General features: G+C 73.9%; 24 protein-coding genes. 17 read left to right on the plus strand and 7 right to left on the minus strand.

The window, feature by feature from the left end; all coding sequences use genetic code 11:
* Positions 1–265 precede the first annotated feature (265 nt).
* Together JQN72_RS12780 and JQN72_RS12785 are read left to right on the plus strand one after the other, a co-directional pair.
* Positions 266–1,552: a citrate synthase gene (locus JQN72_RS12780; RefSeq protein ID WP_204135508.1), complete on the plus strand. Its 1,287-nt coding sequence runs from the start codon at positions 266–268 to the stop codon at positions 1,550–1,552.
* A gap of 464 nt (positions 1,553–2,016) precedes the next feature.
* Positions 2,017–2,547 carry a MarR family winged helix-turn-helix transcriptional regulator gene (locus JQN72_RS12785; protein WP_204135509.1) on the plus strand — a complete coding sequence of 177 codons (531 nt, stop codon included), beginning with the start codon at positions 2,017–2,019 and terminating at the stop codon, positions 2,545–2,547.
* Positions 2,548–2,554: 7 nt separating this feature from the next.
* Here the strand turns inward: JQN72_RS12785 and JQN72_RS12790 are convergent, their stop codons facing one another.
* Together JQN72_RS12790 and dapD are read right to left on the minus strand one after the other, a co-directional pair.
* A complete protein-coding gene (locus JQN72_RS12790) occupies positions 2,555–3,457 on the minus strand; it encodes a hypothetical protein (protein ID WP_204135510.1) in 903 nt (300 codons plus the stop codon).
* A gap of 20 nt (positions 3,458–3,477) precedes the next feature.
* Positions 3,478–4,410, minus strand: coding sequence for a 2,3,4,5-tetrahydropyridine-2,6-dicarboxylate N-succinyltransferase (gene dapD, locus JQN72_RS12795; protein WP_204135511.1), 933 nt, complete (start codon positions 4,408–4,410; stop codon positions 3,478–3,480).
* 69 nt (positions 4,411–4,479) lie between these two features.
* Here dapD and dapE point away from each other — a divergent pair, with 69 nt between their 5' ends.
* From dapE to JQN72_RS12840, 9 genes are all read left to right on the plus strand, one after another.
* Entirely contained in the window at positions 4,480–5,574 is a 1,095-nt protein-coding gene (dapE, locus tag JQN72_RS12800; protein ID WP_204135512.1) for a succinyl-diaminopimelate desuccinylase, read from the plus strand.
* A gap of 55 nt (positions 5,575–5,629) precedes the next feature.
* Positions 5,630–6,406 (plus strand): TIGR00730 family Rossman fold protein, encoded by a 777-nt coding sequence (locus tag JQN72_RS12805; RefSeq protein ID WP_204135513.1) that lies wholly within the window; start codon positions 5,630–5,632, stop codon positions 6,404–6,406.
* Between the two features lie 28 nt (positions 6,407–6,434).
* Positions 6,435–6,722: a DivIVA domain-containing protein gene (locus JQN72_RS18940; protein WP_204135514.1), complete on the plus strand. Its 288-nt coding sequence runs from the start codon at positions 6,435–6,437 to the stop codon at positions 6,720–6,722.
* A complete protein-coding gene (locus JQN72_RS12815) occupies positions 6,722–7,168 on the plus strand; it encodes an SRPBCC family protein (RefSeq protein WP_204135515.1) in 447 nt (148 codons plus the stop codon). Before JQN72_RS18940 ends, JQN72_RS12815 begins: the two co-directional genes overlap by 1 nt.
* On the plus strand, positions 7,165–9,261 hold the full coding sequence (locus JQN72_RS12820; RefSeq protein WP_204135516.1) for a glycosyl transferase: 2,097 nt from the start codon (positions 7,165–7,167) through the stop codon (positions 9,259–9,261). Before JQN72_RS12815 ends, JQN72_RS12820 begins: the two co-directional genes overlap by 4 nt.
* Entirely contained in the window at positions 9,258–10,568 is a 1,311-nt protein-coding gene (locus tag JQN72_RS12825; protein WP_204135517.1) for a hypothetical protein, read from the plus strand. Before JQN72_RS12820 ends, JQN72_RS12825 begins: the two co-directional genes overlap by 4 nt.
* Positions 10,569–10,706: 138 nt before the next feature.
* Positions 10,707–10,880: a DUF3117 domain-containing protein gene (locus JQN72_RS12830; protein ID WP_204135518.1), complete on the plus strand. Its 174-nt coding sequence runs from the start codon at positions 10,707–10,709 to the stop codon at positions 10,878–10,880.
* A gap of 176 nt (positions 10,881–11,056) precedes the next feature.
* Positions 11,057–12,550: a M17 family metallopeptidase gene (locus JQN72_RS12835; protein ID WP_204135519.1), complete on the plus strand. Its 1,494-nt coding sequence runs from the start codon at positions 11,057–11,059 to the stop codon at positions 12,548–12,550.
* The gene (locus JQN72_RS12840) at positions 12,547–12,903 is read left to right on the plus strand and encodes a hypothetical protein (RefSeq protein ID WP_204135520.1); all 357 of its coding nucleotides are present in this window, start codon (positions 12,547–12,549) and stop codon (positions 12,901–12,903) included. The genes JQN72_RS12835 and JQN72_RS12840 overlap by 4 nt, the downstream gene beginning before the upstream one ends.
* A 15-nt stretch (positions 12,904–12,918) precedes the next feature.
* Here the strand turns inward: JQN72_RS12840 and JQN72_RS12845 are convergent, their stop codons facing one another.
* Positions 12,919–13,554 (minus strand): O-methyltransferase, encoded by a 636-nt coding sequence (locus JQN72_RS12845; RefSeq protein WP_204135521.1) that lies wholly within the window; start codon positions 13,552–13,554, stop codon positions 12,919–12,921.
* A 135-nt stretch (positions 13,555–13,689) separates the two neighbouring features.
* Here JQN72_RS12845 and sigE point away from each other — a divergent pair, with 135 nt between their 5' ends.
* The 4 genes from sigE to JQN72_RS12865 are packed head-to-tail and all read left to right on the plus strand — an operon-like array spanning position 13,690 to position 16,753.
* Positions 13,690–14,310 carry an RNA polymerase sigma factor SigE gene (gene sigE / locus JQN72_RS12850; protein ID WP_204135522.1) on the plus strand — a complete coding sequence of 207 codons (621 nt, stop codon included), beginning with the start codon at positions 13,690–13,692 and terminating at the stop codon, positions 14,308–14,310.
* Entirely contained in the window at positions 14,307–14,867 is a 561-nt protein-coding gene (locus JQN72_RS12855) for a hypothetical protein (RefSeq protein ID WP_204135523.1), read from the plus strand. The genes sigE and JQN72_RS12855 overlap by 4 nt, the downstream gene beginning before the upstream one ends.
* A complete protein-coding gene (locus tag JQN72_RS12860) occupies positions 14,864–16,207 on the plus strand; it encodes a S1C family serine protease (RefSeq protein WP_204135524.1) in 1,344 nt (447 codons plus the stop codon). The genes JQN72_RS12855 and JQN72_RS12860 overlap by 4 nt, the downstream gene beginning before the upstream one ends.
* 33 nt (positions 16,208–16,240) lie before the next feature.
* Complete coding sequence (locus JQN72_RS12865; RefSeq protein ID WP_204135525.1) at positions 16,241–16,753, plus strand: twin-arginine translocase TatA/TatE family subunit; 513 nt, start codon at positions 16,241–16,243, stop codon at positions 16,751–16,753.
* A gap of 11 nt (positions 16,754–16,764) precedes the next feature.
* Here JQN72_RS12865 and JQN72_RS12870 read toward each other — a convergent pair whose 3' ends face one another.
* From JQN72_RS12870 to JQN72_RS12885, 4 genes are read right to left on the minus strand one after another with little or no spacing between them, the layout of a single operon-like run.
* A complete protein-coding gene (locus JQN72_RS12870) occupies positions 16,765–17,898 on the minus strand; it encodes an Mrp/NBP35 family ATP-binding protein (protein ID WP_204135526.1) in 1,134 nt (377 codons plus the stop codon).
* A 10-nt stretch (positions 17,899–17,908) separates the two neighbouring features.
* Entirely contained in the window at positions 17,909–18,460 is a 552-nt protein-coding gene (locus tag JQN72_RS12875) for a DUF1003 domain-containing protein (protein ID WP_307812657.1), read from the minus strand.
* On the minus strand, positions 18,453–19,751 hold the full coding sequence (locus JQN72_RS12880; protein ID WP_204135527.1) for a magnesium transporter MgtE N-terminal domain-containing protein: 1,299 nt from the start codon (positions 19,749–19,751) through the stop codon (positions 18,453–18,455). The genes JQN72_RS12875 and JQN72_RS12880 overlap by 8 nt, the downstream gene beginning before the upstream one ends.
* 40 nt (positions 19,752–19,791) lie before the next feature.
* Positions 19,792–20,436, minus strand: a complete 645-nt coding sequence (locus JQN72_RS12885; RefSeq protein WP_239100598.1) for a hypothetical protein — start codon at positions 20,434–20,436, stop codon at positions 19,792–19,794.
* 303 nt (positions 20,437–20,739) lie between these two features.
* Here JQN72_RS12885 and JQN72_RS12890 point away from each other — a divergent pair, with 303 nt between their 5' ends.
* Both JQN72_RS12890 and JQN72_RS12895 read left to right on the plus strand, forming a co-directional pair.
* The gene (locus tag JQN72_RS12890; RefSeq protein WP_204135528.1) at positions 20,740–21,804 is read left to right on the plus strand and encodes a CoA ester lyase; all 1,065 of its coding nucleotides are present in this window, start codon (positions 20,740–20,742) and stop codon (positions 21,802–21,804) included.
* On the plus strand, positions 21,801–22,667 hold the full coding sequence (locus JQN72_RS12895) for a CoA ester lyase (RefSeq protein ID WP_204135529.1): 867 nt from the start codon (positions 21,801–21,803) through the stop codon (positions 22,665–22,667). The genes JQN72_RS12890 and JQN72_RS12895 overlap by 4 nt, the downstream gene beginning before the upstream one ends.

Here is a 22,667-nt window from a genome sequence, read left to right on the forward strand (position 1 = left end):
ACCGGGGCCTCCTACGACTGTGGATAGGCCGAGCAGGCGCCTCCTGCTCGGTAACCCACGAACACTCGTGAGCGAGGCCCCGGCCCGCAACCCCCTCACCGCGAGGGCGTCACGTCATACCGTCTGACTGTGCGGGTCGGCGGCGCAGCCTGATCGTGCCGGGCCGCTCCGGCTCGACCGTCGACGGCCGCGTTTCACGCCCCGGCTACGGGCGGGTAGGGTCGAAAGGACGTCCGAGCCACCACGAACCCCCGAGGATCGCGACATGACCGACGGAGCCACCCTCCACGCTGCGGGAACGCAGCTCGACCTCTCCCTCGTCCCCGCCACGGAGGGGAACAGCGGCTACGACATCTCCGCGCTCCTCAAGGAGACCGGGAACGTCACCCTCGACGCGGGCTTCACGAACACCGCGAGCTGCACGAGCGCCATCACGTACATCGACGGCGACGCCGGCATCCTGCGTTACCGCGGCTACCCGATCGAGCAGCTCGCGAAGAGCTCGACCTTCCTCGAGACCTCGTACCTGCTGATCTACGGCACGCTGCCCACCACCGCGCAGCTCGAGGACTTCGAGGACCGGGTGCGCGACCACACGATGCTGCACGAGGACCTCAAGGGCTTCTTCCAGGGCTTCCCGCGCGACGCGCACCCGATGCCGGTGCTGTCGTCCGCCGTGTCGGCGCTGTCCACCTTCTACCAGGACAGCCTCGACCCGTTCGACCAGGAGCAGGTCGAGATCTCGACGATCCGCCTGCTCGCCAAGCTGCCGACGATCGCGGCGTACGCGTACAAGAAGTCGATCGGCCAGCCGTTCCTCTACCCGGACAACGACCTCTCGCTCGTCGAGAACTTCCTCCGGATGACGTTCGGGGTCCCGGCGACGCAGTACGAGGTCGACCCCGACATCGTCAAGGCCGTCGAGCTCCTTCTCATCCTGCACGCCGACCACGAGCAGAACTGCTCGACGTCCACCGTCCGGCTCGTCGGCTCCTCGCACGCCAACCTCTTCGCATCCGTCTCGGCCGGGATCAACGCGCTGTTCGGGCCGCTGCACGGCGGCGCCAACCAGGCGGTGCTCGAGATGCTCGAGCGGATCCAGAGCGCCGAGTACTCCACGGACGAGTTCATGAAGAAGGTGAAGAACAAGGAGGACGGCGTCCGGCTCATGGGCTTCGGGCACCGGGTCTACAAGAACTACGACCCGCGCGCGGCGATCATCAAGGACACCGCCCACTCCATCCTCGAGAAGGCCGGGGGTGGCGACGAGCTGCTCGAGATCGCCATGCGTCTCGAGGAGATCGCGCTGGCGGACGACTACTTCGTCGAGCGCAAGCTGTACCCCAACGTCGACTTCTACACGGGGCTCATCTACAAGTCGATGGGCTTCCCGACGCGGATGTTCACCGTGCTGTTCGCGCTCGGCCGGCTCCCCGGCTGGATCGCCCAGTGGCGCGAGATGATCGAGGACCCGACGACGAAGATCGGCCGGCCCCGCCAGGTGTACACCGGCGAGGGTGAGCGTGACTACGTGCCGCTCGACCAGCGCTGAGCGGCCACGCCCCTACTCGTCTGCGCGGCGCTCTTCGGGCGCGACGACCTGTCCCTGCCCTGGGCGTTCCGCGCGCCACGATCTGCACCTGCCCTGGGCGCCCGGGTTGGCGCCTGCCCGCGGCCTCCAGCGGACGGGGGAGGGGAGACCCCTCGGCAGAGCTAATACTGCGGGTGAAGGGTTCGCTTCCGGCGCGGTAGTGGTTCTGCCGACCCCCATGGCACGGGGTGCCTGGCCCCGCCTCCCTGCCCGGTGGTCTCACCTGGCCTGGTGACGACCCCTACTTCCTCGACCGCCTTCACGTCTCCTCGTCATCGGGCTTGTGGACAACGCCCGAGCCTCGTGCGCCGCCCCGGGCAGGATGGTTCCGGGCGTCGGGCGGGTGATGGTGCTCCGGACGCGCGGTGGACACCGGCGGCGGAGGCGCAGGACCAGGGGAGGCGAGCGTGGAGATGGGTGGGCACGTGACGAGCAGCGGGAGGGCGGAGCCCGACCGGTCGGTGGCCGAGCTGGTGGAGTTGCTGGAGCAGCGCGTACGCCTGGAGCGACGACACGCGTACCGGATGCACCATCCGGACGTCGACCTCGCCGGTGACCTCCCACTGCTGCTGCGCCTTGCCTCCGCGGCCCTCGACACCCAGCTCGACCGAGCCCTCGCTCGGGCCGGGTCGGAGCTGAACCTGCTCGAGCTCGAGGTGCTACGCCGGGTCCGGGCCCGCCCGTCGGGGGGCGGTGACCTCGCCGAGTACCTGGGTCGGAGCCCGCAACGCATGTCCGCCGTGCTCTCCGGGCTCGAGCAGGGCGGCCTCGTCGAGCGCGAGCCCGCATGGCACGACCAGCGGGTGAGGCAGGCCCGCCTCACGGACGCGGGCCTGGACGTCGCCGACGAGCTCGACGCCTGCCTGTCGTCCCGGCTCGACCTCGTGGTCGGCGACCTCGACCCGGTGGCCCGCCGGGCGCTCGCGCTCCTCCTGGCGCTCGTCCTCGTCGGGTGACCGCGCCTCAGGAGGTGGCGAGGTCGATGACCACGTGCCCGGGGTCGCCGGCACCGGAGTCGTCCGCGTCGAGCCGGGTGAACGTGAGCGAGGTGTCCGCCATCGACCGCTCCCACCGGTAGCGGTCGAGCGTGACGCGCACGGCACCGGTGTCGGTCGCCCGGGCCACGGCCCAGGAGGCGACCGCCCACGGCAGGTCGCCGTCGGAGCGGACGGTCACGGTCGCCCCGTCCACCTCCCCGGCGAGACCGAAGTCCTTCCGGAGCAATGCGGCGAGGTCCTCGGCGTCGCCCGGTGCCTCGGGGTCGCGCAGCGCGCAGCCGATGCCGGCGCTCGTCTGCCCGGACAGCACGGAGGCCGTCGCTCTCGCCTGCCCCTCGTGCTGGGCGTACGCCGACCCGGCGGCCGAGCGCTGCACCTCCTGCGCCGCCTCGGCGATGTCCATCTCGGTGTAGCCGTCGACCTCGACCAGCGCGTCGTAGAACGTGTTCGTCGAGTACTCGGGGTCGAGGATCTGCTCCGCGGTGCCCCAGCCCTGCGACGGACGCTGCTGGAAGAGCCCCAGCGAGTCACGGTCGCCGAACCGGACGTTGCGCACCTTCGACTCCTGCATCGCGGTGGCCAGGGCGATCGAGGCGGCTCGCGGCGGCAGCCCGCGCTTGACCGCGATCGCGGTGATCGCGGCCGCGTTGCTCGACTGGTCGGGGGCCCAGGTGTAGGTGGCACCGCCCGCGCTGACCTGGCACCGCTGGCTGGACAGCGTGTGCACGACCCGCTGGAACCCCTGGTAGCCGGCCACGCCGAGCACCCCGACGACGAGCACGCCGACGACCCCGGCGAGGACCCGCGCGGCACGGCCGCGTGGCTGCTCCTCGGCGAGGGTCAGGGCACCCCTCGACGTGCGGGGCATCGGCGAAGTCCCTCCGGTGGTCAGTCGTTGGCGTGCAGGACGGAGTTGAGGACGATGCCGTGGCCGTCCCGCGGCCGGGCCTCGACCGCGCCCGACACCGAGTTGCGGATGAACAGGAGGTTGCTCTGGCCGGACAGCTCGCGGGCCTTGGTGACCGTGCCGTCGGGCAGCGTGACCTTCGTCCCTGCCGTCAGGTACAGCCCGGCCTCGACGACGCAGTCGTCACCGAGGGCGATGCCGAGGCCGGCCTCCGCCCCGAGCAGGCAGCGCTCGCCGATGCGTACCCGCTCGGTACCGCCACCGGAGAGCGTCCCCATCGTCGAGGCCCCGCCGCCGACGTCCGAGCCGTCGCCCACGACGACGCCCTGGCTGATCCGCCCCTCGACCATCGACGAGCCGAGCGTGCCGGCGTTGAAGTTGACGAAGCCCTCGTGCATGACCGTCGTGCCGCTCGCGAGGTGCGCGCCGAGCCGCACGCGGTCCGCGTCGCCGATGCGGACTCCGCCCGGGACGACGTAGTCGACCATCCGGGGGAACTTGTCGACGCCGAGCACCTGGACCGGACCGCGGGCCATGAGTCGGGCGCGAGTCGTCTCGAAGCCCTCGACGGCGCACGGGCCCTGCGTGGTCCACACCACGTTCGGGAGGACGCCGAACAGGCCGTCGAGCGAGATCGAGTTCGGCTCGCAGAGGCGGTGCGAGAGCAGGTGCAGGCGCAGGTAGGCGTCGGCGGTGTCGACCGGTGCCGCGTCGAGGTCGACCGTCACGAGCCGGATCTCGCGCTGCACGCCACGCGCGTCGTCCGGGCCGACCAGCGCCTCGAGCCCTGCGGGCGCGTCGAGCTCTCCGGCGCCCCCCGGCTCACCGAGGGCGGGGGAGGGGTACCAGGCGTCGAGGACCGTGCCGGTCCCGGTGGTCGTGAGGAGCCCGTGGCCCCAGGCGGTGCGCGTCATGCCGTCCAGGGTACGGGGGCGGCGCGGGCACCCCACAGCGCGTCCGGCCCGCTCACTAGGGTGGACGGCATGCCACCCGGAGCCCCGTCCCTCGACCTCTCCGCCGACGTCACGAGCCTCACGGCGGCGGTCTGCGACATCGAGTCGGTGAGCCTCGACGAGGCCGCTCTCGCGGATGCCGTCGAGGCCGCGGTCCGCGCGACGGGCCGGCTCGAGGTCACCCGGATCGGCAACACCGTCGTCGCCCGGACCGCCCTCGGCCGCGACGAGCGCGTCGTGCTCGCCGGGCACCTCGACACGGTGCCCTTGACCACCGACCCCGAGAACCTCCCGACCCGGCGGGTCGACGGCGCCGGCGGCGAGGTGCTCTGGGGCCGCGGCACGGTCGACATGAAGGGCGGCGTCGCCGTCATGCTGCGCGTCCTGCACGAGGTGCCCGAGCCCACCCGCGACATCACGTACGTCTTCTACGAGGCCGAGGAGATCGACAGCCGGTTCAACGGCCTGCTCCACGTCCAGCAGGAGGCCCCGCACCTCGTCGAGGACGCCGACTTCGCCGTCCTGCTCGAGCCCACCGACGCGCGGGTGGAGGGCGGCTGCAAGGGCACCCTGCGGGCCCTGGTCTCCACCAAGGGCATCGCGGCCCACTCCGCGCGGCCGTGGAAGGGGCACAACGCCATCCACGACGCCGCCGAGATCCTCGCGCGCCTCGTCGCCTACGAGCCGGAGACCGTCGAGGTCGACGGCCTCGAGTACCGCGAGGCCCTCAACGCCGTCGGCGTCGAGGGCGGGGTCGCCGGCAACGTCATCCCCGACCGCTGCGTCGTCACGGTCAACTACCGGTACGCGCCCTCCCTCTCCGAGGCCGAGGCCGATGCCCACGTCCGCCAGGTGTTCTCCGGCTTCGAGGTCGAGGTCGTCGACAACGCCGGTGGCGCCCGCCCGGGGCTCGACCTCCCCGCGGCCCGCGCCTTCGTCGAGGCGCTCGGCCTGCCCGCCCGGGCCAAGCAGGGATGGACCGACGTCGCGCGCTTCTCGGCGATGGGCGTGCCCGCGGTGAACTTCGGGCCGGGCGACCCCAACCTCGCGCACATGGACGACGAACAGTGTCCCGTCGCCCAGTACGAGGAGTGCGAGGCCGCGCTGCTCCGCTGGCTGTGCTGACGCGCGGAGGCAGCGGCACCCGGGGCCACTCGTGGACCGGCCTAGAGTGACGGACATGACGCCCTCGCAGGACCGCGACTACTACCAGGGGCCGGTCGTCATGCGCCGGTCCAAGGTGCCGGGGTCGACCACGGACCAGCGGCTCCTCGACACGCGGGGGTCCGCCGACTGGCTGCACACCGACCCGTGGCGTGTCATGCGCATCCAGTCCGAGTTCGTCAACGGCTTCGGTGCGCTCGCCGAGCTCGGGCCGGCGGTCAGCGTGTTCGGCTCGGCCCGCACCCGCCCGGACGCCCCGGAGTACGCGCTCGGCGAGCGGGTGGGGAGGGCGCTCGTGGAAGCCGGCTACGCCGTCATCACCGGCGGCGGCCCAGGTGCGATGGAGGCCGCGAACAAGGGCGCCCTCGAGGCCGGCGGCACCTCCGTCGGCCTGGGCATCGAGCTCCCCTTCGAGGCCGGCCTCAACGAGCACGTCGACCTCGGCGTCAACTTCCGCTACTTCTTCGCGCGCAAGACGATGTTCGTCAAGTACGCCAGTGGCTTCGTCGTCCTCCCGGGCGGCTTCGGCACCCTCGACGAGCTCTTCGAGGCGGTGACCCTCGTCCAGACCCAGAAGGTGACGAGCTTCCCGATCGTGCTCCTCGGGTCCGCGTTCTGGGGTGGCCTCGTCGACTGGCTACAGGGGACCGCGGCCGTACAGGGGACGGTGGGGGCGAAGGACCTCGCCCTGCTCACCGTCACCGACGACGTCGACGAGGCCGTGGGTGTCGTCGTCGACGCCGACCGGGTGGCGGGGCGGGGAGGTCCGGGCGGCCCGGTGCGGCCGGAGTAGCCGCAGGTCGCGGCCGTAGGATCGGCGCGTGGTCCCGATCGTCCTCCTGCTCCTCACCGGGGTGGCCCTCGTCGCCGCGACCCTCGCGGTGGCGTCCGGACGGCTGCGGGTCGACGGGCTGGCGGAGGCCACCACGTCGACCCCGGACCACGGCCTGGGGACCGAGCCGGAGGCCTCCGACGTCGACTCCGTGCACTTCGACACCGCGCCCCGGGGCTACCGTCCGGAGGACGTCGACGCCCGGCTCGACGCGCTGCGCGACGAGCTCGCCGACCGCGAGCGTGAGCTCGCCCGGCTTCGGGACCAGGAGGCCTGATGGCCTTCACGGTGCACCGCAGCACCTCCCTCCCGGCGCCGCAGACCTGGGCGGTCGTCACCGACCTGCCCGAGCACACCCGTCACGTGCCGCTCACCGACGTCGAGGTCGCCGGCGACCTCGCGCTCGGGACGGAGGTCCGAGCCGTGACCCGCGTCGGCCCCCTGGCGGGCGCGGACCGGATGCTCGTCACGGCCCTCGAGCCCGGCCGTCGGCTCCGCCTGGTCAAGACCGGCTGGTTCCTGCGCGGCTGGGCCGACATCACGGTCGAGGACTCCCCCGAGGGCAGCCGGGTCGAGTGGACCGAGGAGCTGTGGCTCCCGGGGCTGCGCCGCGTGACCCGTCCGCTCGGGGACCGCCTCGGCCCCGTGCTCTTCGGACGCGTCGTCGACGGCCTCGTGAGCGGGGCCGAGCGGGCCGCGCCGGGCCGGGGGAGTGCCCGATGACCTGGTCGCTGCTCGCCGCGGCGGCCGCGCTGCTCGCGCTGGCGGCCGTCGCCGGATGGCTCGCGCTGCGTCCCGGCGGCGCCCGGGCCGCGGCCGTGGGGAGCGCCGACTCGTTCCGGACGGCGGTCCGCGGGTACCGGATGGACCAGGTCGACGAGGTCGTCGAGCGGCTGCGCACCCGGATCGCGTCGCACGACGTCGAGATCGCGCGGCTGCGCGGCGAGGAGCCCGCTGCGTCGGCCGTGGCCCTCGCCGAACCGCAGGCGCCGGCACCTCCGACCGAGGGCCCGGTGGACGCGGGGGACGACCCGCCCCCTCGAGACCGGCCGGCAGCCGGGACGGATCCGACTGCCGGCGACCCCGCGCCGTGGCGTGCCGGTGACTGGCTCGCCCCGCTCGCGTACCTCGTCGCCGCCGCCTACGTGACGCGCCACCTGCTCGCCGGCATCCGTACCGGCTACCTGTCCCAGGGCGTCCAGGACCAGCAGGCCTTCGAGTGGTACTTCGGCGCCACGGCGCACAACCTCGTCACCTTCTCCAACCCCCTCATCAGCGACCTCCAGAACTTCCCGGACGGCGTCAACCTCATGGCGAACGCCGCCGTCCTGGGGCTCGGGGTGCCGCTCGCCCCGGTGACCCTCCTCGCCGGGCCGGAGGTCACGTTCGTCCTCGTCGAGCTCCTCGGTCTGGCCCTCACGGCGTCGGCCTGGTACGTGCTCTTCCGGCGCCGGCTCGCCGTCCACCCGGCCCTCGCGTTCCTCGGTGCGGCGCTCGCCGGCTTCGGACCGGGCATGGTCTCGCACGCCAACGGGCACCCGAACTTCGTCGTCCAGGCCCTCGTCCCGCTCGTCGTCGACCGTGTGCTCCATCTCGCGGAGGGGCGGCGCCCGGTCCGTGACGGCGTGGTGCTCGGTCTCCTCGTCGCCTGGCAGGTGCTCATCGGCGAGGAGGTCCTGCTCCTGGCCGCCGTCGGCATCGGCGTGGCCGGTGCGGTGCTCCTCTCCGACGCGCGGGCCCGGGCGCGGCTGGCGCTCCGGCCCGCGCTGCAGGGTCTCGGCCTGGCGGCCGGGCTGGCCGCGGTCCTCGTCGCGTTCCCGCTCTGGTGGCAGTTCTCCGGTCCGCAGAGCTACACCTCGATCTGGCACCCGCCTGCGGGCAACGACCTCGCGCAGCTGTGGGGACGGGCCACCCGTACCGTCGGGGCCGATCCGTGGGCGTCCGCGGCGGTCTCGATGAACCGCACCGAGGAGAACTCGTTCTTCGGCGTCCCGCTCTGGGTCGCCGCGGCCGTCACCGTGCTCCTCCTGTGGCGCAGCGCCGTCGTCCGGGCCCTCGCCGCCGTCGTCGTCGTGTCGTGCTGGCTCAGCCTCGGTGAGGAGCTCACGCTGCACGGCACCCCGCTCGGCGTCCCCGGCCCGTGGGCCCTCCTGGAGCACGTCCCGGTCGTCGAGAACGTCCTCCCCACCCGGTTCGCCCTCGTGGCGCTCCCGGCGTTCGGGGCGCTCCTGGCGCTCGGTGCCGAGGCCCTGCGCCGCAGGGTGGACGACGCGGTGGGGGACGAGGGGCCCGGCGCCGCGCTGGCCGTGGTCGCCGCGGCGCTCGTGCTCGCGCCCGTCGTCCCCACCCCCCTCGTCGTCGACCCGCGTGACCCGGTCCCGGCGTTCTTCACGGCAGGCGCGTGGCGCGGGTACGTCGACGACGGCGGCTCCGTCCTCGCGGCGCCCCCGCCCGACGTCGCCGACACCCGGGCGCTGGAGTGGCAGGCCGCGGCGCGCTGGCAGTTCCCCGTCGTCGCGGGCTACTTCGTCGGTCCGGACGGCTCACCCGAGCGAGGCGGCCAGTACGGTGCCACGCCCACGGGCCTCACGGTGTGGCTCGCCGAGACGGCCCGGAGCGGTGTGCCCACTCCCGCCACGCCGGAGCAGGTGGACGGCTTCACCGCCGACCTCCGGGCCGGGCGCGTGGACGCGATCGTGCTGCCGGACGGCCGCCCCTCGGCCGACGCCCTGCGCACCGCGCTCTCGCTGGCGTTCGGCGAGCCGGACCGGGTCGGCGGGGTCTCCGTCTGGGACGTCCGAGGGCAGGCCGGATGACCGCCGGGACGAGGACCCGCCAGGAGACCGGCACGCGGACGTCGGTCCTCCGCCGGCTGCTCACCTCCGCCGGGCGGCACGAGCTGGCCGGGCACGCGCTGGCGCATCCGGTGCGCACCGTCCTCGTCGTCTACGTCGTCTCCCGCGTGGTGAGCCTCGTCGCGCTGTGGATGGCCGCCGAGTGGTTCCAGAACCCGGCGGGCGTCGGCCACCACGACCCGACGGTGTCCGACCTCCTCGGGCTGTGGGACAGCGTCTGGTACCGGCGGATCGTCGAGGACGGCTACCCGGTGCCGCTGCCCCGCGACGCCGACAACGGCCTCATCACCTACAGCGCCTGGGCCTTCTACCCGCTCTTCCCGTACCTCGTGAAGGGCGTGATGGTCACCGGGCTGTCCTTCGATGCCGCGGGGATGCTGCTCAACCTCGTCCTGGGAGCCGTCGCGGCGGTGCTCATCCACGCCCTGTTCCGGACCGGCTACCACGCCGACCGGCAGCCCCAGCGCGAGCGGCTGGCGCTCGTCGCGGCGTGCCTCTGGTGCCTCTACCCGACGACCGGCGTCATGCTCAAGCCGTACACCGAGGCGCTGGCCGTCGCCCTCGTCGCGACCGCGCTGCTCATGCTCGTGCGGCGGCACTACGTCCTCGTGGCCCTCGTGGCGGTGCCGCTCGGCTTCACCCGTGGCGTCGCCCCGGCGCTCGGGGTGGCGGTCGTCATCCACCTCGTCGCCCGCTGGCGCGAGGAGCGGGGGGACCCGGTGGGGCCGCTCGCCGGGCAGCGGGTGTCGGCCGTCGTCATGCTGGGGGCGCTCGGGCTGTCGGCGGTCGCCTGGCCGGCCGTGGCCGGGATCGCCACGGGAGTGCCCACGGCCTTCTTCGACGTCCAGGCCGCCTGGGGGCAGCGGCCCGCCCTGGGGCCGTACGTGCTCTGGCTCGAGTGGGCCTGGGACGCCCACGGCCTCTTCGGGGTGCTCGTCCTCGTCGGGCTCGTCGCGACGTACGTGGCGCTCGTCCTCGGCCGGCACGGGCGCTGGCTCAGCCTCGAGATGCGTGCCTGGGCGCTCGCCTACCCGCTGTACATGTTCGCCGTGACCCGCCCGATCACGTCGATGTGGCGCTTCCTGCTCCTCGACGTCCCGTTGGCCGCCCTCGTCGCGTCCGTCGCGATGCGGACGGCGAACGGGCAGCGGGTGGTCCCGCACTGGCGGCGCCGGGTGGGGGTGGTCGTCCTCCTCCTCGTCGCCGGGATCGGCTGGTGGACCGTCACACTGCTCACGTACACCCCATGGGGCTCGTTCCCACCGTGACCTCGACCGACAAGGGCGCGTGTGGATTTCGTCAGGTCGGAGCGCTGCGGGATAATAGGCCCTGTTGTGCGGCGGTAGGGCGCCGCGCGAGAACGCGGCTCGACCTTCGTGGTCGCGGTGACGAAGGGAATTGACCCAATGGCGGCAATGAAGCCCAGGACGGGCGACGGCGACCTCGAGGTCGTGAAGGAAGGCCGCGGCATCGTGCTGCGGATGCCACTCGAGGGCGGCGGCCGGCTCGTCGTCGAGATGACCCCGGACGAGGTCCGTGCGCTCGGCAAGGCCATCGACAACTGCGAGGGTCTGTCCTGACTCCGGACGACACCCGGCGCGGGGGGCCCCCCCCCCCCCCGGGGGGGGGCCCCCGGGGGGGCCCCGGGGGGGGGGGGGGGGGGGGGCCCCCCCCCCCGGCCCCCCCCCGGGGGGGGCCCCCCCCCCGGGCCGGGGGGGGCCCCCCCGCCGTGTCCGCCCTGAGTAGGGTCGTGCGGGTGCCCCACGACGTGCTCCTCGACCCGCCCCTGTCCGCCTGGTCCACCGCCCCGTCGCTCGACGAGGCCCTCGCCGGCGACGGCGGCGAGCGCGACCTCGTCGTCCCCCTCGGCGACGAGGTCGCCGTCACCGCCGCGCTCGAGGCGGCCGGCACCGATGCCGCCGACCTCCTCGAGACCCACGCCCCCGACCGTTCCGTGGCGAGCGTGTGCACCGTGCCGCTGCGGCCCGGGTCCGCGGCGGTCCGGCGGGTGCTGCTCGTCGGTGTCGGCGACGGCACCGCCGAGGCGTACCGCGCGGCCGGTGCGGCCGTCGGCCGGGCGACTCGCGGACGCTCCGCCGTGGTCCACGCCCTGTCCGCGGGCTCGGAGGCCACGACGGCGGCGTGGGTCGAGGGCGCGGCTCTCGGCGGCTGGGGCTCGCCGCGCTGGACCCGCGAGGGTGCCGTCGCCGCGGTCCGCCCGGCGCACTCCGCCGTCGTCGTCCGGGCCGACGCCGAGGCCCTCGTGCACCGGGCCGTCGCCGAGAGCCGCGCCCAGCTCGTGGCCCGCGGCCTGGCGATGACGCCCTCCAACACGAAGAACCCGGCCTGGATGGCGGCGCAGGCCCGCACCGTCGCCCGCCGGGCCGGCTTCGAGGTTCGGGTCCGGGACGAGAAGGCCCTCCGCACGGAGGGTTTTGGCGGTCTGCTCGCGGTGGGCTCCGGCTCGGTCACGCCACCCCGCCTCGTCGAGCTCTCGCACCGCCCGTCCGCGGCCGCGGGGGCGCCGCACGTCGTCCTCGTCGGGAAGGGGATCACCTTCGACACCGGAGGCCTCCAGGTCAAGCCGGCCGAGGGGATGCTCGGCATGAAGACCGACATGTCCGGCTCGGCCGTCGTCCTCGCCGTGCTGGCCGCCTGCGCCGAGCTCGAGGTCCCGGTGCGCGTCACCGGCCTCCTGGCGCTCGCCGAGAACGCCGTCGGCGGGGCCTCCTACCGGCCCGGGGACGTCGTCACCCAGTACGGCGGCACGACCGTCGAGATCGGCAACACCGACGCCGAGGGCCGGCTCGTCATGGCGGACGCCCTCGCCTACGCCGACGCCCGTCTCGACCCCGACGTCGTCGTCGACATCGCCACACTCACGGGTGCGGCCCGCATCGCCCTGGCCCGCGCCGTCGCTCCCGTCTTCGCCACCGACGACGCCCTCGCCGAGGCACTGACCCGGGCCGGCGAGACGACCGGTGAGACGCTGTGGCGGATGCCCCTCGCGGACACCTACCGTCGTGCTCTCGACTCCGACGTCGCCGACCTCACCCACATCGCCACCGGGGTCGGCGGTGGTGCCGTCACCGCGGCGCTCTTCCTCCGCGAGTTCGTCGGGCAGCGCCCCTGGGCGCACCTCGACATCGCGGGCACCGGTCGCTCGGACGTCGACGCCGGGCTCACCGCCAAGGGTGCGACCGGCTTCGGGACACGACTGCTGCTGCGGTGGCTGGAGGAGATGCGATGAACGCCGGGTACGGACTGACGGTGCGCTGGTCCCTGGACGGAGCCCCCGACGACGCCCCGGACCGGCTGCGCGAGTACGTCGTCGGCACGTCCATCGCCCGCTTCATGTTCCTCGACGGCCTCGCCTTCAAGGTGTGGCGGATGCGCGAGGGCGAGTGGTTCGAGGGCACCTACGTCTTCGACAGCGAGGAGGAGCGCCGCTCCTTCCGCGCCGACTTCGAGCCGGGTGCCGCGACCTCGCCCGGCAGCGACATCATCGGGTCGGCCCCGGTCCTGCTCGAGGAGTGGGAGGTCGTCGCGATCGCCGAGGGCCCCGCGGGCTTCCGCCGCGGTGCAGGCCCTTCGGTCAGCTGAGCGACGCGCGGCCGGTCAGCGGCGGACGGCGACGAGCACCCCGTCGCTCACCGGCAGCAGGGTCGGCACGAGGTCCTCGTGGTCGCGCAGCGACTTCCCGAGGTCGCGCAGCGTGGTCGTCGTGGTGTCCCGGGAGGCCGGGTCAGCCACCTGGTCGTGCCACAGCATGTTGTCGACGACGAGGACGCCCCCGGGCTTGAGCAGCCGGACCGCGTGGTCGACGTACGTGGGGTAGGTCTCCTTGTCGGCGTCGACGTGCACCATGTCGTAGCCGCCGTCGGCCATCCGGGGCAGGACCTCCGCGGCCGCGCCGGTGATGACCCGGGTCCGCTGGTGGGGGTAGCCGGCCTCGAGGTACGCCTGGCGGGCGAGCCGCTGGTGCTCGGCCGAGACGTCGATCGTCGTGAGCACGCCGTCCTCCGGCATCCCCGCCAGCAGCCACAGGCCCGAGGTCCCGGCGCCCGTGCCGACCTCGAGGACGTGCCTGGCCCGGACGGCGGCCGCGAGGAGCCGCAGCACGGCACCCGCCCCGGTGCCCACCGGTGCCGCGGCACCGAGCTCGGCTCCGCGGCGACGAGCGGCCTCGATGACCTCCGGCTCGGGCACGAACTCCTCGGCGTACGACCAGCTGGCCGGCTTCATCCCGCTCATGCGCCAACCCTACGGCTCCGGAGGGGGTGAGCAGCGCCACGTGGCTCCCAGCGGACACCCAGGTTCTCCGGGAACAATTCACGGCTCCGACGCGTATCGATGGGTGACATGACCAGCATGGCGAGGGACGAGCCGATGACGACACAGGACACCGCCGGGGCCGGGGCCGGTGCCGCCTGGGCGCCGCCGACCTGGGAGGAGGTCGTCGAGCAGCACTCGGCGCGGGTCTACCGCCTCGCGTACCGGCTCACCGGCAACGTCCACGACGCCGAGGACCTCACCCAGGACGTCTTCGTCCGTGTCTTCCGGTCCCTCCACACCTACCAGCCCGGCACCTTCGAGGGCTGGCTGCACCGGATCACGACCAACGTGTTCCTCGACAAGATGCGCCGCAAGCAGCGGATCCGGTTCGACGCCCTCTCCGACGAGTCCGCCGCCCGGCTGCCCAGCCGGGACCGCGGGCCGGAGCAGACCTACGCCGACACCCACCTCGACGACGACGTGCAGCGCGCCCTCGACGCCCTCTCGCCGGACTTCCGTGCGGCCGTCGTCCTGTGCGACATCGAGGGGCTGTCCTACGAGGAGGTCGCCGCGACGCTCGGGGTGAAGCTCGGCACCGTGCGCTCCCGCATCCACCGCGGGCGGGCCCAGCTGCGCGAGGCCCTGGCCCACCGGGCCCCGCAGCCGCGTCCCGCGACGACGGCGAAGGTCCGCCGTGGGCCCGTCGTCCGCCGTCCCGCTGCGGGAACCGTATGACGCAGCGACGCACCGTGGACTGCCTGGACGACGAGCTCTCGGAGTACGCCGCCGGTCGGCTGGACGACCTCCGGACCCGCGCGTGGGACCTGCACCTCGTCGCGTGCCGGGTGTGCGGTCACGCCGTCGCCGAGGAGCGGCGGCTGCGTGAGGCGCTCGCCGGCGGCCCGTCGATGCCGGGCGACCTCCGGCTGACCCTGCTCGCCCTGGGTCGCGAGCTCGACCACGTCCCCGCGGTGTCGCGGGCCTCGGCGCGCGAGCCGCTGGCCCTGCTGGCCCCGACCGCACCGGCCTGCCACCGCAGCGCGTTGCGCGCGACGGTCGTGGCGGCGGCTGCCGCGGGGGCGTCGGCCGCCGCGGCCTGGAGCCTCACCGTCATGGGCGGCCCGGGCGTCGCGCGCCAGGCCGTGGTCACCGGGCCCACCTCACCCGCGGTGGCGCCCGTGGGGTCGACGTCGCCGCGCCCCACCGGCCCGGTCATCACGACCGTCGGGTTCGGCCGGTCCGCCACCCCGCGGCCCGTCCAGTCCGGCCGCCAGGCAGAATCGGGTCCATGACGGAACGGGAGCCCGGGGCCGAGGAGTGGCAGCCGTGGGACCGGGGTGAGAGCCCGGCCGAGGGCCGGCAGCTCTCCGCTCCACAGCCGGCCGAGCCGTCGTGGGCCGCGCAGTACCCCGTCTCGCAGCCGAGCACCCCCACGGCGCCCTACGAGCCGATCAGCGGGTCGTGGTCGGCGCAGCCGCCGCTCCTGCCCACCGAGCCGCTTCCGCAGTCCGCCCCGCCGCCGCGTCGGCGCGGGCCCGGTTGGGGCGCACTCGTCGGGGCGACGGTCGCCAGCGCCCTGCTCGCGGGGACCGTCGGTGGCCTCTTCGGCGGCGCACTCGTCGAACGTGGCGACACCGAGTCGTCGGCCTCCGGGTCGCGGGCCCCCGCCCCGACCCCCGGGGCGGGGGCCACGTCCCGTCCACAGGGCTCGATCGCCAACATCGCCGCCACCGCGCTGCCGAGCGTCGTCACGCTCCGCGTCGAGGGCGCCGACGGCGGGTCCACGGGGTCCGGGTGGGTCTACGACGACGGTGGTCACGTCGTGACGAACAACCACGTCGTCGCCTCCGCGGGGGACCGGGGGAACATCGTCGTCGTCCTTGCGAACGGCGAGCAGGTCGAGGGGAAGGTCGTCGGTCGGGACGCCTCCTACGACCTCGCCGTGGTCGAGGTCACCGGGGCGGATCTCGCTCCGCTGCCGCTCGGACGCTCCGCCGACGTCGTCGTCGGCGACGAGGTCATCGCCGTCGGGGCGCCCCTCGGGCTGGACTCCACGGTCACCACCGGCATCGTCAGCGCCCTGGACCGGCCGGTCACACCCGGTGGCGACGACGACCAGTCCTTCATCAACGCCATCCAGACCGACGCCGCGATCAACCCGGGCAACTCGGGTGGGCCGCTGCTCGACATGGCCGGCAACGTCATCGGCGTGAACTCGGCCATCGCCCGGGTCCCCGGCAGCTCCATCGGTGGACAGAGCGGCAACATCGGGGTGGGCTTCGCCATCCCGAGCGACCAGGTGTCCACCACCGTCGAGCAGCTCATCGAGACCGGCTCCGCGAAACACCCGATCATCGGGGTCTACCTCGACAGCTCGTACCAGGGCGAGGGGGTGCGGATCGCGGACTCCGGGCCGGACGGCGCACCGGCCGTCAACCCGAAGGGCCCCGCCGACGAGGCCGGGCTGGAGGCCGGCGACGTCATCGTGAAGTTCGAGGGACAGCCGGTCACCGAGGGCGGCGAGCTCGTCGTGAAGATCCGGGCCCGGCGGGTGGGTGACACCGTGACCCTCACCGTGCGGCGCGACGGCGCGGACCGGGATGTCAGGATGGTCCTGCAGGGCTCGGAGTGACCGGGCGGCCGACGGCGGAAGGGGTGTGAGGTCGTGGCCGGCGTCAACGGCTGGGAGTTCATCCTTCTCGCGCTCATCGCCGTCTTCGTGCTGGGTCCGGACAGGCTGCCGGAGTACGCGGCCAAGCTGGCGCACGGCATCCGGCGGCTGCGGGTCATGGCCGAGGGTGCGAAGGACCAGCTGCGCGACCAGCTCGGGCCGGAGTACGAGGACATCAACTGGCGGCAGTACGACCCGCGGCAGTACGACCCGCGCCGGATCGTGCGCGAGGCCCTGCTCGACCCGCTCGACGACGCCGTGGCGCCGGTCCGTGACGAGATCGGCTCGGTGCGCGACGCCGCCCGGTTCCGGGACGGTGCCGAGACGGGCGGGGCCGCCGCGGCCGGGGCGGGGACGGGGGAGGTCCCCGGGGACGACGAGGACCCGCCGGAGTACGAGGACGACCTGATGGACGACGACGAGCTCGTCATGGACCGGGAGGAGTGGGGCCGGCCCCGCGCCTGGGACCCGAGTCGTCCCACCCCGTTCGACACCGACGCCACCTGACGCCGGCGACCTCAGCGGCCGACGGGGGAGAGCCCGAGCGAGCGGCCGGCGAGACCCCGGGCGCGCGAGGCGAGGTCCGAGGCCACCGCGCGCAGGGCGACGGCGGCGGGGGAGTCCGGCTCGCCGAGGACCACGGGCATACCCTGGTCGGCCCCGACCCGCAGCCGCGTGTCGAGCGGGACCTGACCCAGCAGCGGCACGTCGGCGCCGACCGCCCGGGAGAGCGACTCGGCCACCTCGCGGCCACCGCCGCTGCCGAAGATCTCCTCGCGGGTGCCGTCCGGCAGCTCGAGCCACGACATGTTCTCGACGACGCCCGCGATCCGCTGGTGCGTCTGCAGGGCGATCGAGCCGGCGCGCTCGGCGACCTCGGCGGCGGCCTGCTGCGGGGTCGTGACGACGAGGATCTCGGCGCCGGGGACGAGCTGGGCGACCGAGATGGCGATGTCGCCCGTGCCGGGCGGGAGGTCGAGGAGGAGGACGTCGAGGTCGCCCCAGAACACGTCGGCGAGGAACTGCTGGAGTGCGCGGTGCAGCATCGGCCCGCGCCACACGACGGGCTGGTTGCCGGGGACGAACATCCCGATCGAGATGACCTTCACGCCGTGCGCGTCCGGCGGCATGATCATGTCGTCGACCTGCGTCGGGCGGCGTTCGACCCCGAGCATCCGGGGGATGGAGAAGCCGTAGATGTCGGCGTCGACGACACCGACTGTGAGGCCCTGCTCGGCCATCGCCGCCGCGAGGTTCGCCGTGACCGAGGACTTGCCGACCCCACCCTTGCCGGACGCGACGGCATAGACGCGGGTCAGCGAGCCGGGCTGGGCGAACGGCACCTCGCGCTCGGCCGTGCCGCCACGCAGCTTCGTCTTGAGCTCGGCGCGCTGCTCGTCGGTCATCACGCCGAGGGTGACGTCGACGTGGGTCACGCCCTCGACGCCCGAGAGCGCCGTGGTCGTGTCGGCGGTCAGGGTGTCCTTGAGCGGGCACGCGGCGACGGTGAGGAGGATCGTCACGGCGACCCGTCCGTCGGCGTCGCAGGTGAGGTCCCCGACCATGCCGAGCTCGGTGACCGGCCGCCGGATCTCGGGGTCGATGACCGTCTCGAGGGCGGCGTGGAGGGCGTCGGGGCTGACCTGCGGCATGGCCTCGAGTCTAGGTCGCCGCGGCCTGCTCGCCGTCCTCGGCCCCGGCGGGCGTCTCCTGCCTGGTCACGACGAGCCCGCGCTCCTCCATCTCGTCGAGGAGGTCGCGCAGCTCGCTGCGGACGAAGTCGCGGGTGGCGGTGTCGCGCATCGCGAGGCGCAGCGCCGCGACCTCGCGGGTGAGGAACTCGGTGTCGGCGAGGTTGCGCTCGTCGCGGGAGCGGTCCTGCTCGAGGGCGACGCGGTCGCGGTCGGCCTGCCGGTTCTGGGCGAGGAGGATGAGCGGGGCCGCGTACGAGGCCTGGAGGCTCAGCATGAGCGTGAGGAAGATGAAGGCGTACGGGTCGAAGCGGACGTCGGCCGGGGCGAGGCTGTTCCAGAGCAGCCAGGCCGCGACGAACACCGTCATCCCGATGAGGAAGTACGCCGTGCCCATGAACCGGGCGAACTTCTCGGAGAGGACGCCGAACGCCTCCTCCGAGAACGACACGGGCATCGTCAGGCGTCGACGCCGCGCCTCGACGGGGACGTCGATCCGGGTCCGCCGCTCGCGCTCAGCCACCGCTCACCTCCGCAGGGGCGACGACGTCGTGCCGCTCCTCGCGCCAGTCCTCCGGGAGGATGTGGTCGAGGACGTCGTCGACCGTGACCGCGCCGAGCAGGTGGCCGTCGTCGTCGACGACCGGCAGTCCGACGAGGTCGTACGTGGCGAGTGTGCGGGTCACCGCACCGAGGCTCGCGGCCGGGGGGAGCGGCTCGACGTCCTTGTCGATGATCCCGCCGACCGGGTTGTGCGGCGGTTCCCGGAGCAGCCGCTGGAGGTGGACGACGCCGAGGAACTTGCCCGTGGGGGTCTCGAGCGGCGGGCGGCACACGAAGACGGTGCAGGCGAGCGCCGTGGAGAGCTCCTTGCGACGGACGACGGCGAGGGCCTCGGCGATCGAGGCCTCGGGGCCGAGGATGACCGGTTCGGTCGTCATGAGACCGCCGGCGGTGTTCTCGTCGTAGGTGAGGAGGCGGCGGAGGTCTGCGGCGTCGTCGGGCTGCATCGTCTGGAGCAGCTCCTCCTGGCGCTCGACCGGCAGCTCGGCGAGGAGGTCGGCGGCGTCGTCGGGCTCCATGGCCTCGAGGACGTCGGCGGCGCGCCTGACCTCGAGCCCGACGAGGATCTCGACCTGGTCGTCCTCGGGGAGCTCCTCGATGACGTCGGCGAGCCGCTCGTCGGTGAGTGCCGCGGCGACCTCCGCCCGGCGCTGGGCGCTGAGGTCGTGGATGACCTCGGCGAGGTCGGCCGGCTTGAGGTCGCCGTAGGTCTCGAGGAGCTTGGCGGCGCCCTGGTTCTCGCTCGCGTCCCGCAGTCCGCGGACGTCCTCGATGGGCGCGACGAAGGTCTCGCCGCGGCGCCGGCCGAGGCGTCCGAGCCGGCTCGGCCGGGATGCCTGGAGCCGGACCGCCGCGCGGGTGACGTTCCATCCGCGCGGGCCCAGCTGCTCGATGCCGACGTCCTGGACGGTGGCGGGCACGACGTCGCCGCCGTCGGTGCGCACCTGCACCTGGCGCTCGAAGAGCTCGGCGACGACGAGGGTCTCGTTCGGCCGCTGCTCGAAGCGACGCATGTTGACCAGACCGGTCGTGATGACCTGGCCCCCCTCGACCGAGGTGACCCGGGTCATCGGGACGAACACGCGGCGCCGGCCCGGGACCTCGACGACGAGCCCGATGGCGCGCGGGCGGGTACGGGCGACACTGAAGGTGACGACGACGTCGCGGACCCGGCCGACCTTGTCACCGAGCGGGTCGAAGACGTCCAGCTCGGACAGACGGCCGACGAAGGCGCGGGTCGGCGTGCTCACGTCCGACAGGCTAGCCGTCGGCGGTGCTCACCCGGCCGCGTCAGGGGCCGTGTTGCGCAGCCCGCACGTTGCGGCGCGCCCCGGAGCGTCCGCGCCAGTGCCACGGTCTCCACCGTGCCGTCGTGCCGGCCGCGGGGCGGACCGGCGCCGCGCCGGAGTCGTCGTCGTAGCGGCCGGGGGACTCGACGGGCGGACCCTGCGGGGTGAGGACGTGGATGGTCGCGGAGTGCCGCCACCGTTCCGCGAGCTCGTCCGCGGTCCCCGAGGCGTTGAGCCGGGCCGGGCGGAGCACGGCCACCGCGGTGTCCCACTCCGGCGAGGCGGGCTCGACCTCCCGGACCGTCGCGCGGAGGATGAGCAGCCGGCCACCGGAGTCCTTGCTGCGCAGGACGACCTCGACCTCGTCGGGCAGCCGGGGCAGGCTCTGCTCGCCCGGGCCGGAGACGACGTACGCCGCCGGGCCGGCGCCGCCCTCGTCCTCGGTGTCGTGCCAGACGTGCCAGACGGGATGGGTGGTTCCCTCGGGGATGCGCACCCAGAGCATCCCCGACTTCGACGCGGCCTCGTGCGTCACCCGCGTGACGTCGACGAGATGCCGCGCGGGGGGTGCGGGGGGTGCCGCGCCGGCCGCGTCCGCCGGCCGGCCCGGAGCCGCCGAGGCCGAGTCGCCGTCCGTCCCGCTCATGAGGAGCACTCTCGCACAGCCGGGACCGGACCCCACGACGCAGACCACGAACCTCCGCCCCGCGCAGCCCGTCCATGAGCCCATCCGTGAGCTCACCCGTGAGTCGACCGGTGAAGCCCGGATCCCATACGCCCCCACCTGTGGAGCCCGGGCTTCATCCGTCGCCCCACGCCCGGTCCGCGCCGGTCACGCGCTCTCCGGCCACCGCGGCGTCCGTCACACCGTGACGTGCCTCATGCGAGCGCGGCCCGGCCCGCTGCTAGCGTCCGAGCGGACCCGTCCACGCCCCCGAAGGGACCCTCGATGCGCAGCGCCAAGGACTTCTTCGCTCCCCTCGCCGTGGGCGCGCCGGCCCCGCTGCGGGAAGTACCCGCGCGGCCGGCGCGGATGATCCACTTCTTCGACCCGAGCAACCCGAAGATGGCGGCCAAGGTGCCGGACATGGTCGGCAGCGTCGACGTCCTCCTCGGCAACCTCGAGGACGCCGTCAAGGCCGAGAACAAGGAGGCCGCGCGGCAGGGTCTCGTCGACATCGCCCGCGCCACCGACTTCGGCGAGCACACCCAGCTGTGGACGCGGGTCAACGCGCTCGACAGCCCGTGGGCGCTCGACGACCTCGTGACCCTGGTCACCGAGGTCGGCGACCGGCTCGACGTCGTCATGGTGCCCAAGGTGCAGGGCCCCGAGGACATCCACTACGTCGACCGGCTGCTCGCGCAGCTCGAGGCCAGGGCCGGGCTGACCCGCCCGGTGCTCGTGCACGCCATCCTCGAGACCGCTCGTGGCGTCGCGAACGTCGAGGAGATCGCCGGCGCGAGCCCGCGGATGCAGGGAGTCAGCCTGGGGCCTGCCGACCTCGCCGCGGACCGGCGGATGAAGACCACACGCGTCGGCGGGGGCCACCCCGGCTACCTCGTGCGCCAGGACCCCGTCGACGGGGACGTCGCGGGGGAGCGGACCACGTACCAGCAGGACCTCTGGCACTACACGATCGCCCGGATGGTCGACGCCTGCGCGATGCATGGCATCTTCCCGTACTACGGCCCGTTCGGGGACATCAAGGACGTCGTCGCGTGCGAGGACCAGTTCCGCAACGCCTTCCTGCTCGGCTGTGTCGGCGCCTGGACGCTGCACCCGGCGCAGATCGCCATCGCGAAGCAGGTCTTCAGCCCGAGCGCCGAGGACGTGGCGCATGCCCGCCGGGTCGAGGCGGCCATGGGCGACGGCACCGGGGCGGTCATGCTCGACGGGAGGATGGAGGACGACGCGAGCCTCAAGCAGTGCCTCGTCATCCTCGAGCTCGCCGAGCGGCTGGCCGCCACCGACCCCGAGCTCGCCGAGCTCTACGCCGAAGGTGGCCCGGCATGACCGACACGTACCGCCCGCGCCGCTCGGTCCTCTACATGCCGAGCAGCAACGAGCGGGCCCTCGAGAAGGCCAAGGCCCTGCCCGTCGACGGACTCATCCTCGACCTCGAGGACGCCGTCGCCCCCGACGCGAAGGAGACCGCCCGCGAGAACGCCTGCGCCGCTGCTGCCTCCGGCGAGTACGGGCACCGTGAGGTGACGATCCGGGTCAACGGTCTCGGTACGCATTGGCACGACGCCGACCTCGCGGCCGCGTGCGCCGCCGGCCCGGACGGCGTCGTCGTCCCCAAGGTCGGCTCGGCCGAGGAGGTCCGCGGTCTCGTCGCGGCGATGGAGCGTCACGGAGCACCGGGCCACACCCGACTCTGGGCCATGGTCGAGACCCCCGGCGCGGTCGTCGGCGCCCGCGACCTCGCGGTGGCCGACGAGCGGCTCGCCGTCCTAGTCCTCGGCACCAACGACCTCGTCAAGGAGCTCGGCGCGCGGTTCGTGCCCGGCCGTGCCCCGCTCCTCACGGCCCTCTCGACGGTCGTCCTCGCCGCCAGGGCCGCGGGTGTCGCCGTGCTCGACGGTGTCTACAACGACGTCAAGGACGCGGGCGGCTTCGTCGAGGAGTGCCGCCAGGGCCGCGACCTCGGCTTCGACGGCAAGACGCTCGTCCACCCGGGCCAGGTCGACCCGTGCAACGCCACCTTCGCGCCGTCCGAGGAGGAGGTCGAGGACGCCCGGGGGCTCCTCGCCGCCTGGGAGGCCGGGGCCGGGTCCGGCGTGGTGACCCACCACGGCCGGATGGTCGAGAACCTGCACGTCGAGGTCGCCGAGCGCGTGCTCGCGACACACGACGCCATCCGCGCCCGCGGCTGA

Origin of the sequence: Phycicoccus sp. CSK15P-2 (assembly GCF_016888005.1) — a bacterium.
Classification (GTDB): Bacteria; Actinomycetota; Actinomycetes; order Actinomycetales; family Dermatophilaceae; genus Phycicoccus.

Coding starts and splice junctions, on each gene's coding strand:
- JQN72_RS12820 (WP_204135516.1), top strand. CDS start 7,165: ATGACCTGGTCGCTGCTCGCCGCGGCGGCCGCGCTGCTCGCGCTGGCG.
- JQN72_RS12845 (WP_204135521.1), bottom strand. CDS start 13,554: ATGAGCGGGATGAAGCCGGCCAGCTGGTCGTACGCCGAGGAGTTCGTG.
- sigE (WP_204135522.1), top strand. CDS start 13,690: ATGACGACACAGGACACCGCCGGGGCCGGGGCCGGTGCCGCCTGGGCG.
- JQN72_RS12895 (WP_204135529.1), top strand. CDS start 21,801: ATGACCGACACGTACCGCCCGCGCCGCTCGGTCCTCTACATGCCGAGC.
- JQN72_RS12805 (WP_204135513.1), top strand. CDS start 5,630: ATGACGCCCTCGCAGGACCGCGACTACTACCAGGGGCCGGTCGTCATG.
- JQN72_RS12890 (WP_204135528.1), top strand. CDS start 20,740: ATGCGCAGCGCCAAGGACTTCTTCGCTCCCCTCGCCGTGGGCGCGCCG.
- dapE (WP_204135512.1), top strand. CDS start 4,480: ATGCCACCCGGAGCCCCGTCCCTCGACCTCTCCGCCGACGTCACGAGC.
- JQN72_RS12830 (WP_204135518.1), top strand. CDS start 10,707: ATGGCGGCAATGAAGCCCAGGACGGGCGACGGCGACCTCGAGGTCGTG.
- JQN72_RS12780 (WP_204135508.1), top strand. CDS start 266: ATGACCGACGGAGCCACCCTCCACGCTGCGGGAACGCAGCTCGACCTC.
- JQN72_RS12885 (WP_239100598.1), bottom strand. CDS start 20,436: ATGAGCGGGACGGACGGCGACTCGGCCTCGGCGGCTCCGGGCCGGCCG.
- JQN72_RS12870 (WP_204135526.1), bottom strand. CDS start 17,898: ATGCCGCAGGTCAGCCCCGACGCCCTCCACGCCGCCCTCGAGACGGTC.
- dapD (WP_204135511.1), bottom strand. CDS start 4,410: ATGACGCGCACCGCCTGGGGCCACGGGCTCCTCACGACCACCGGGACC.
- JQN72_RS12790 (WP_204135510.1), bottom strand. CDS start 3,457: ATGCCCCGCACGTCGAGGGGTGCCCTGACCCTCGCCGAGGAGCAGCCA.
- JQN72_RS12840 (WP_204135520.1), top strand. CDS start 12,547: ATGAACGCCGGGTACGGACTGACGGTGCGCTGGTCCCTGGACGGAGCC.
- JQN72_RS12825 (WP_204135517.1), top strand. CDS start 9,258: ATGACCGCCGGGACGAGGACCCGCCAGGAGACCGGCACGCGGACGTCG.
- JQN72_RS12855 (WP_204135523.1), top strand. CDS start 14,307: ATGACGCAGCGACGCACCGTGGACTGCCTGGACGACGAGCTCTCGGAG.
- JQN72_RS12815 (WP_204135515.1), top strand. CDS start 6,722: ATGGCCTTCACGGTGCACCGCAGCACCTCCCTCCCGGCGCCGCAGACC.
- JQN72_RS12860 (WP_204135524.1), top strand. CDS start 14,864: ATGACGGAACGGGAGCCCGGGGCCGAGGAGTGGCAGCCGTGGGACCGG.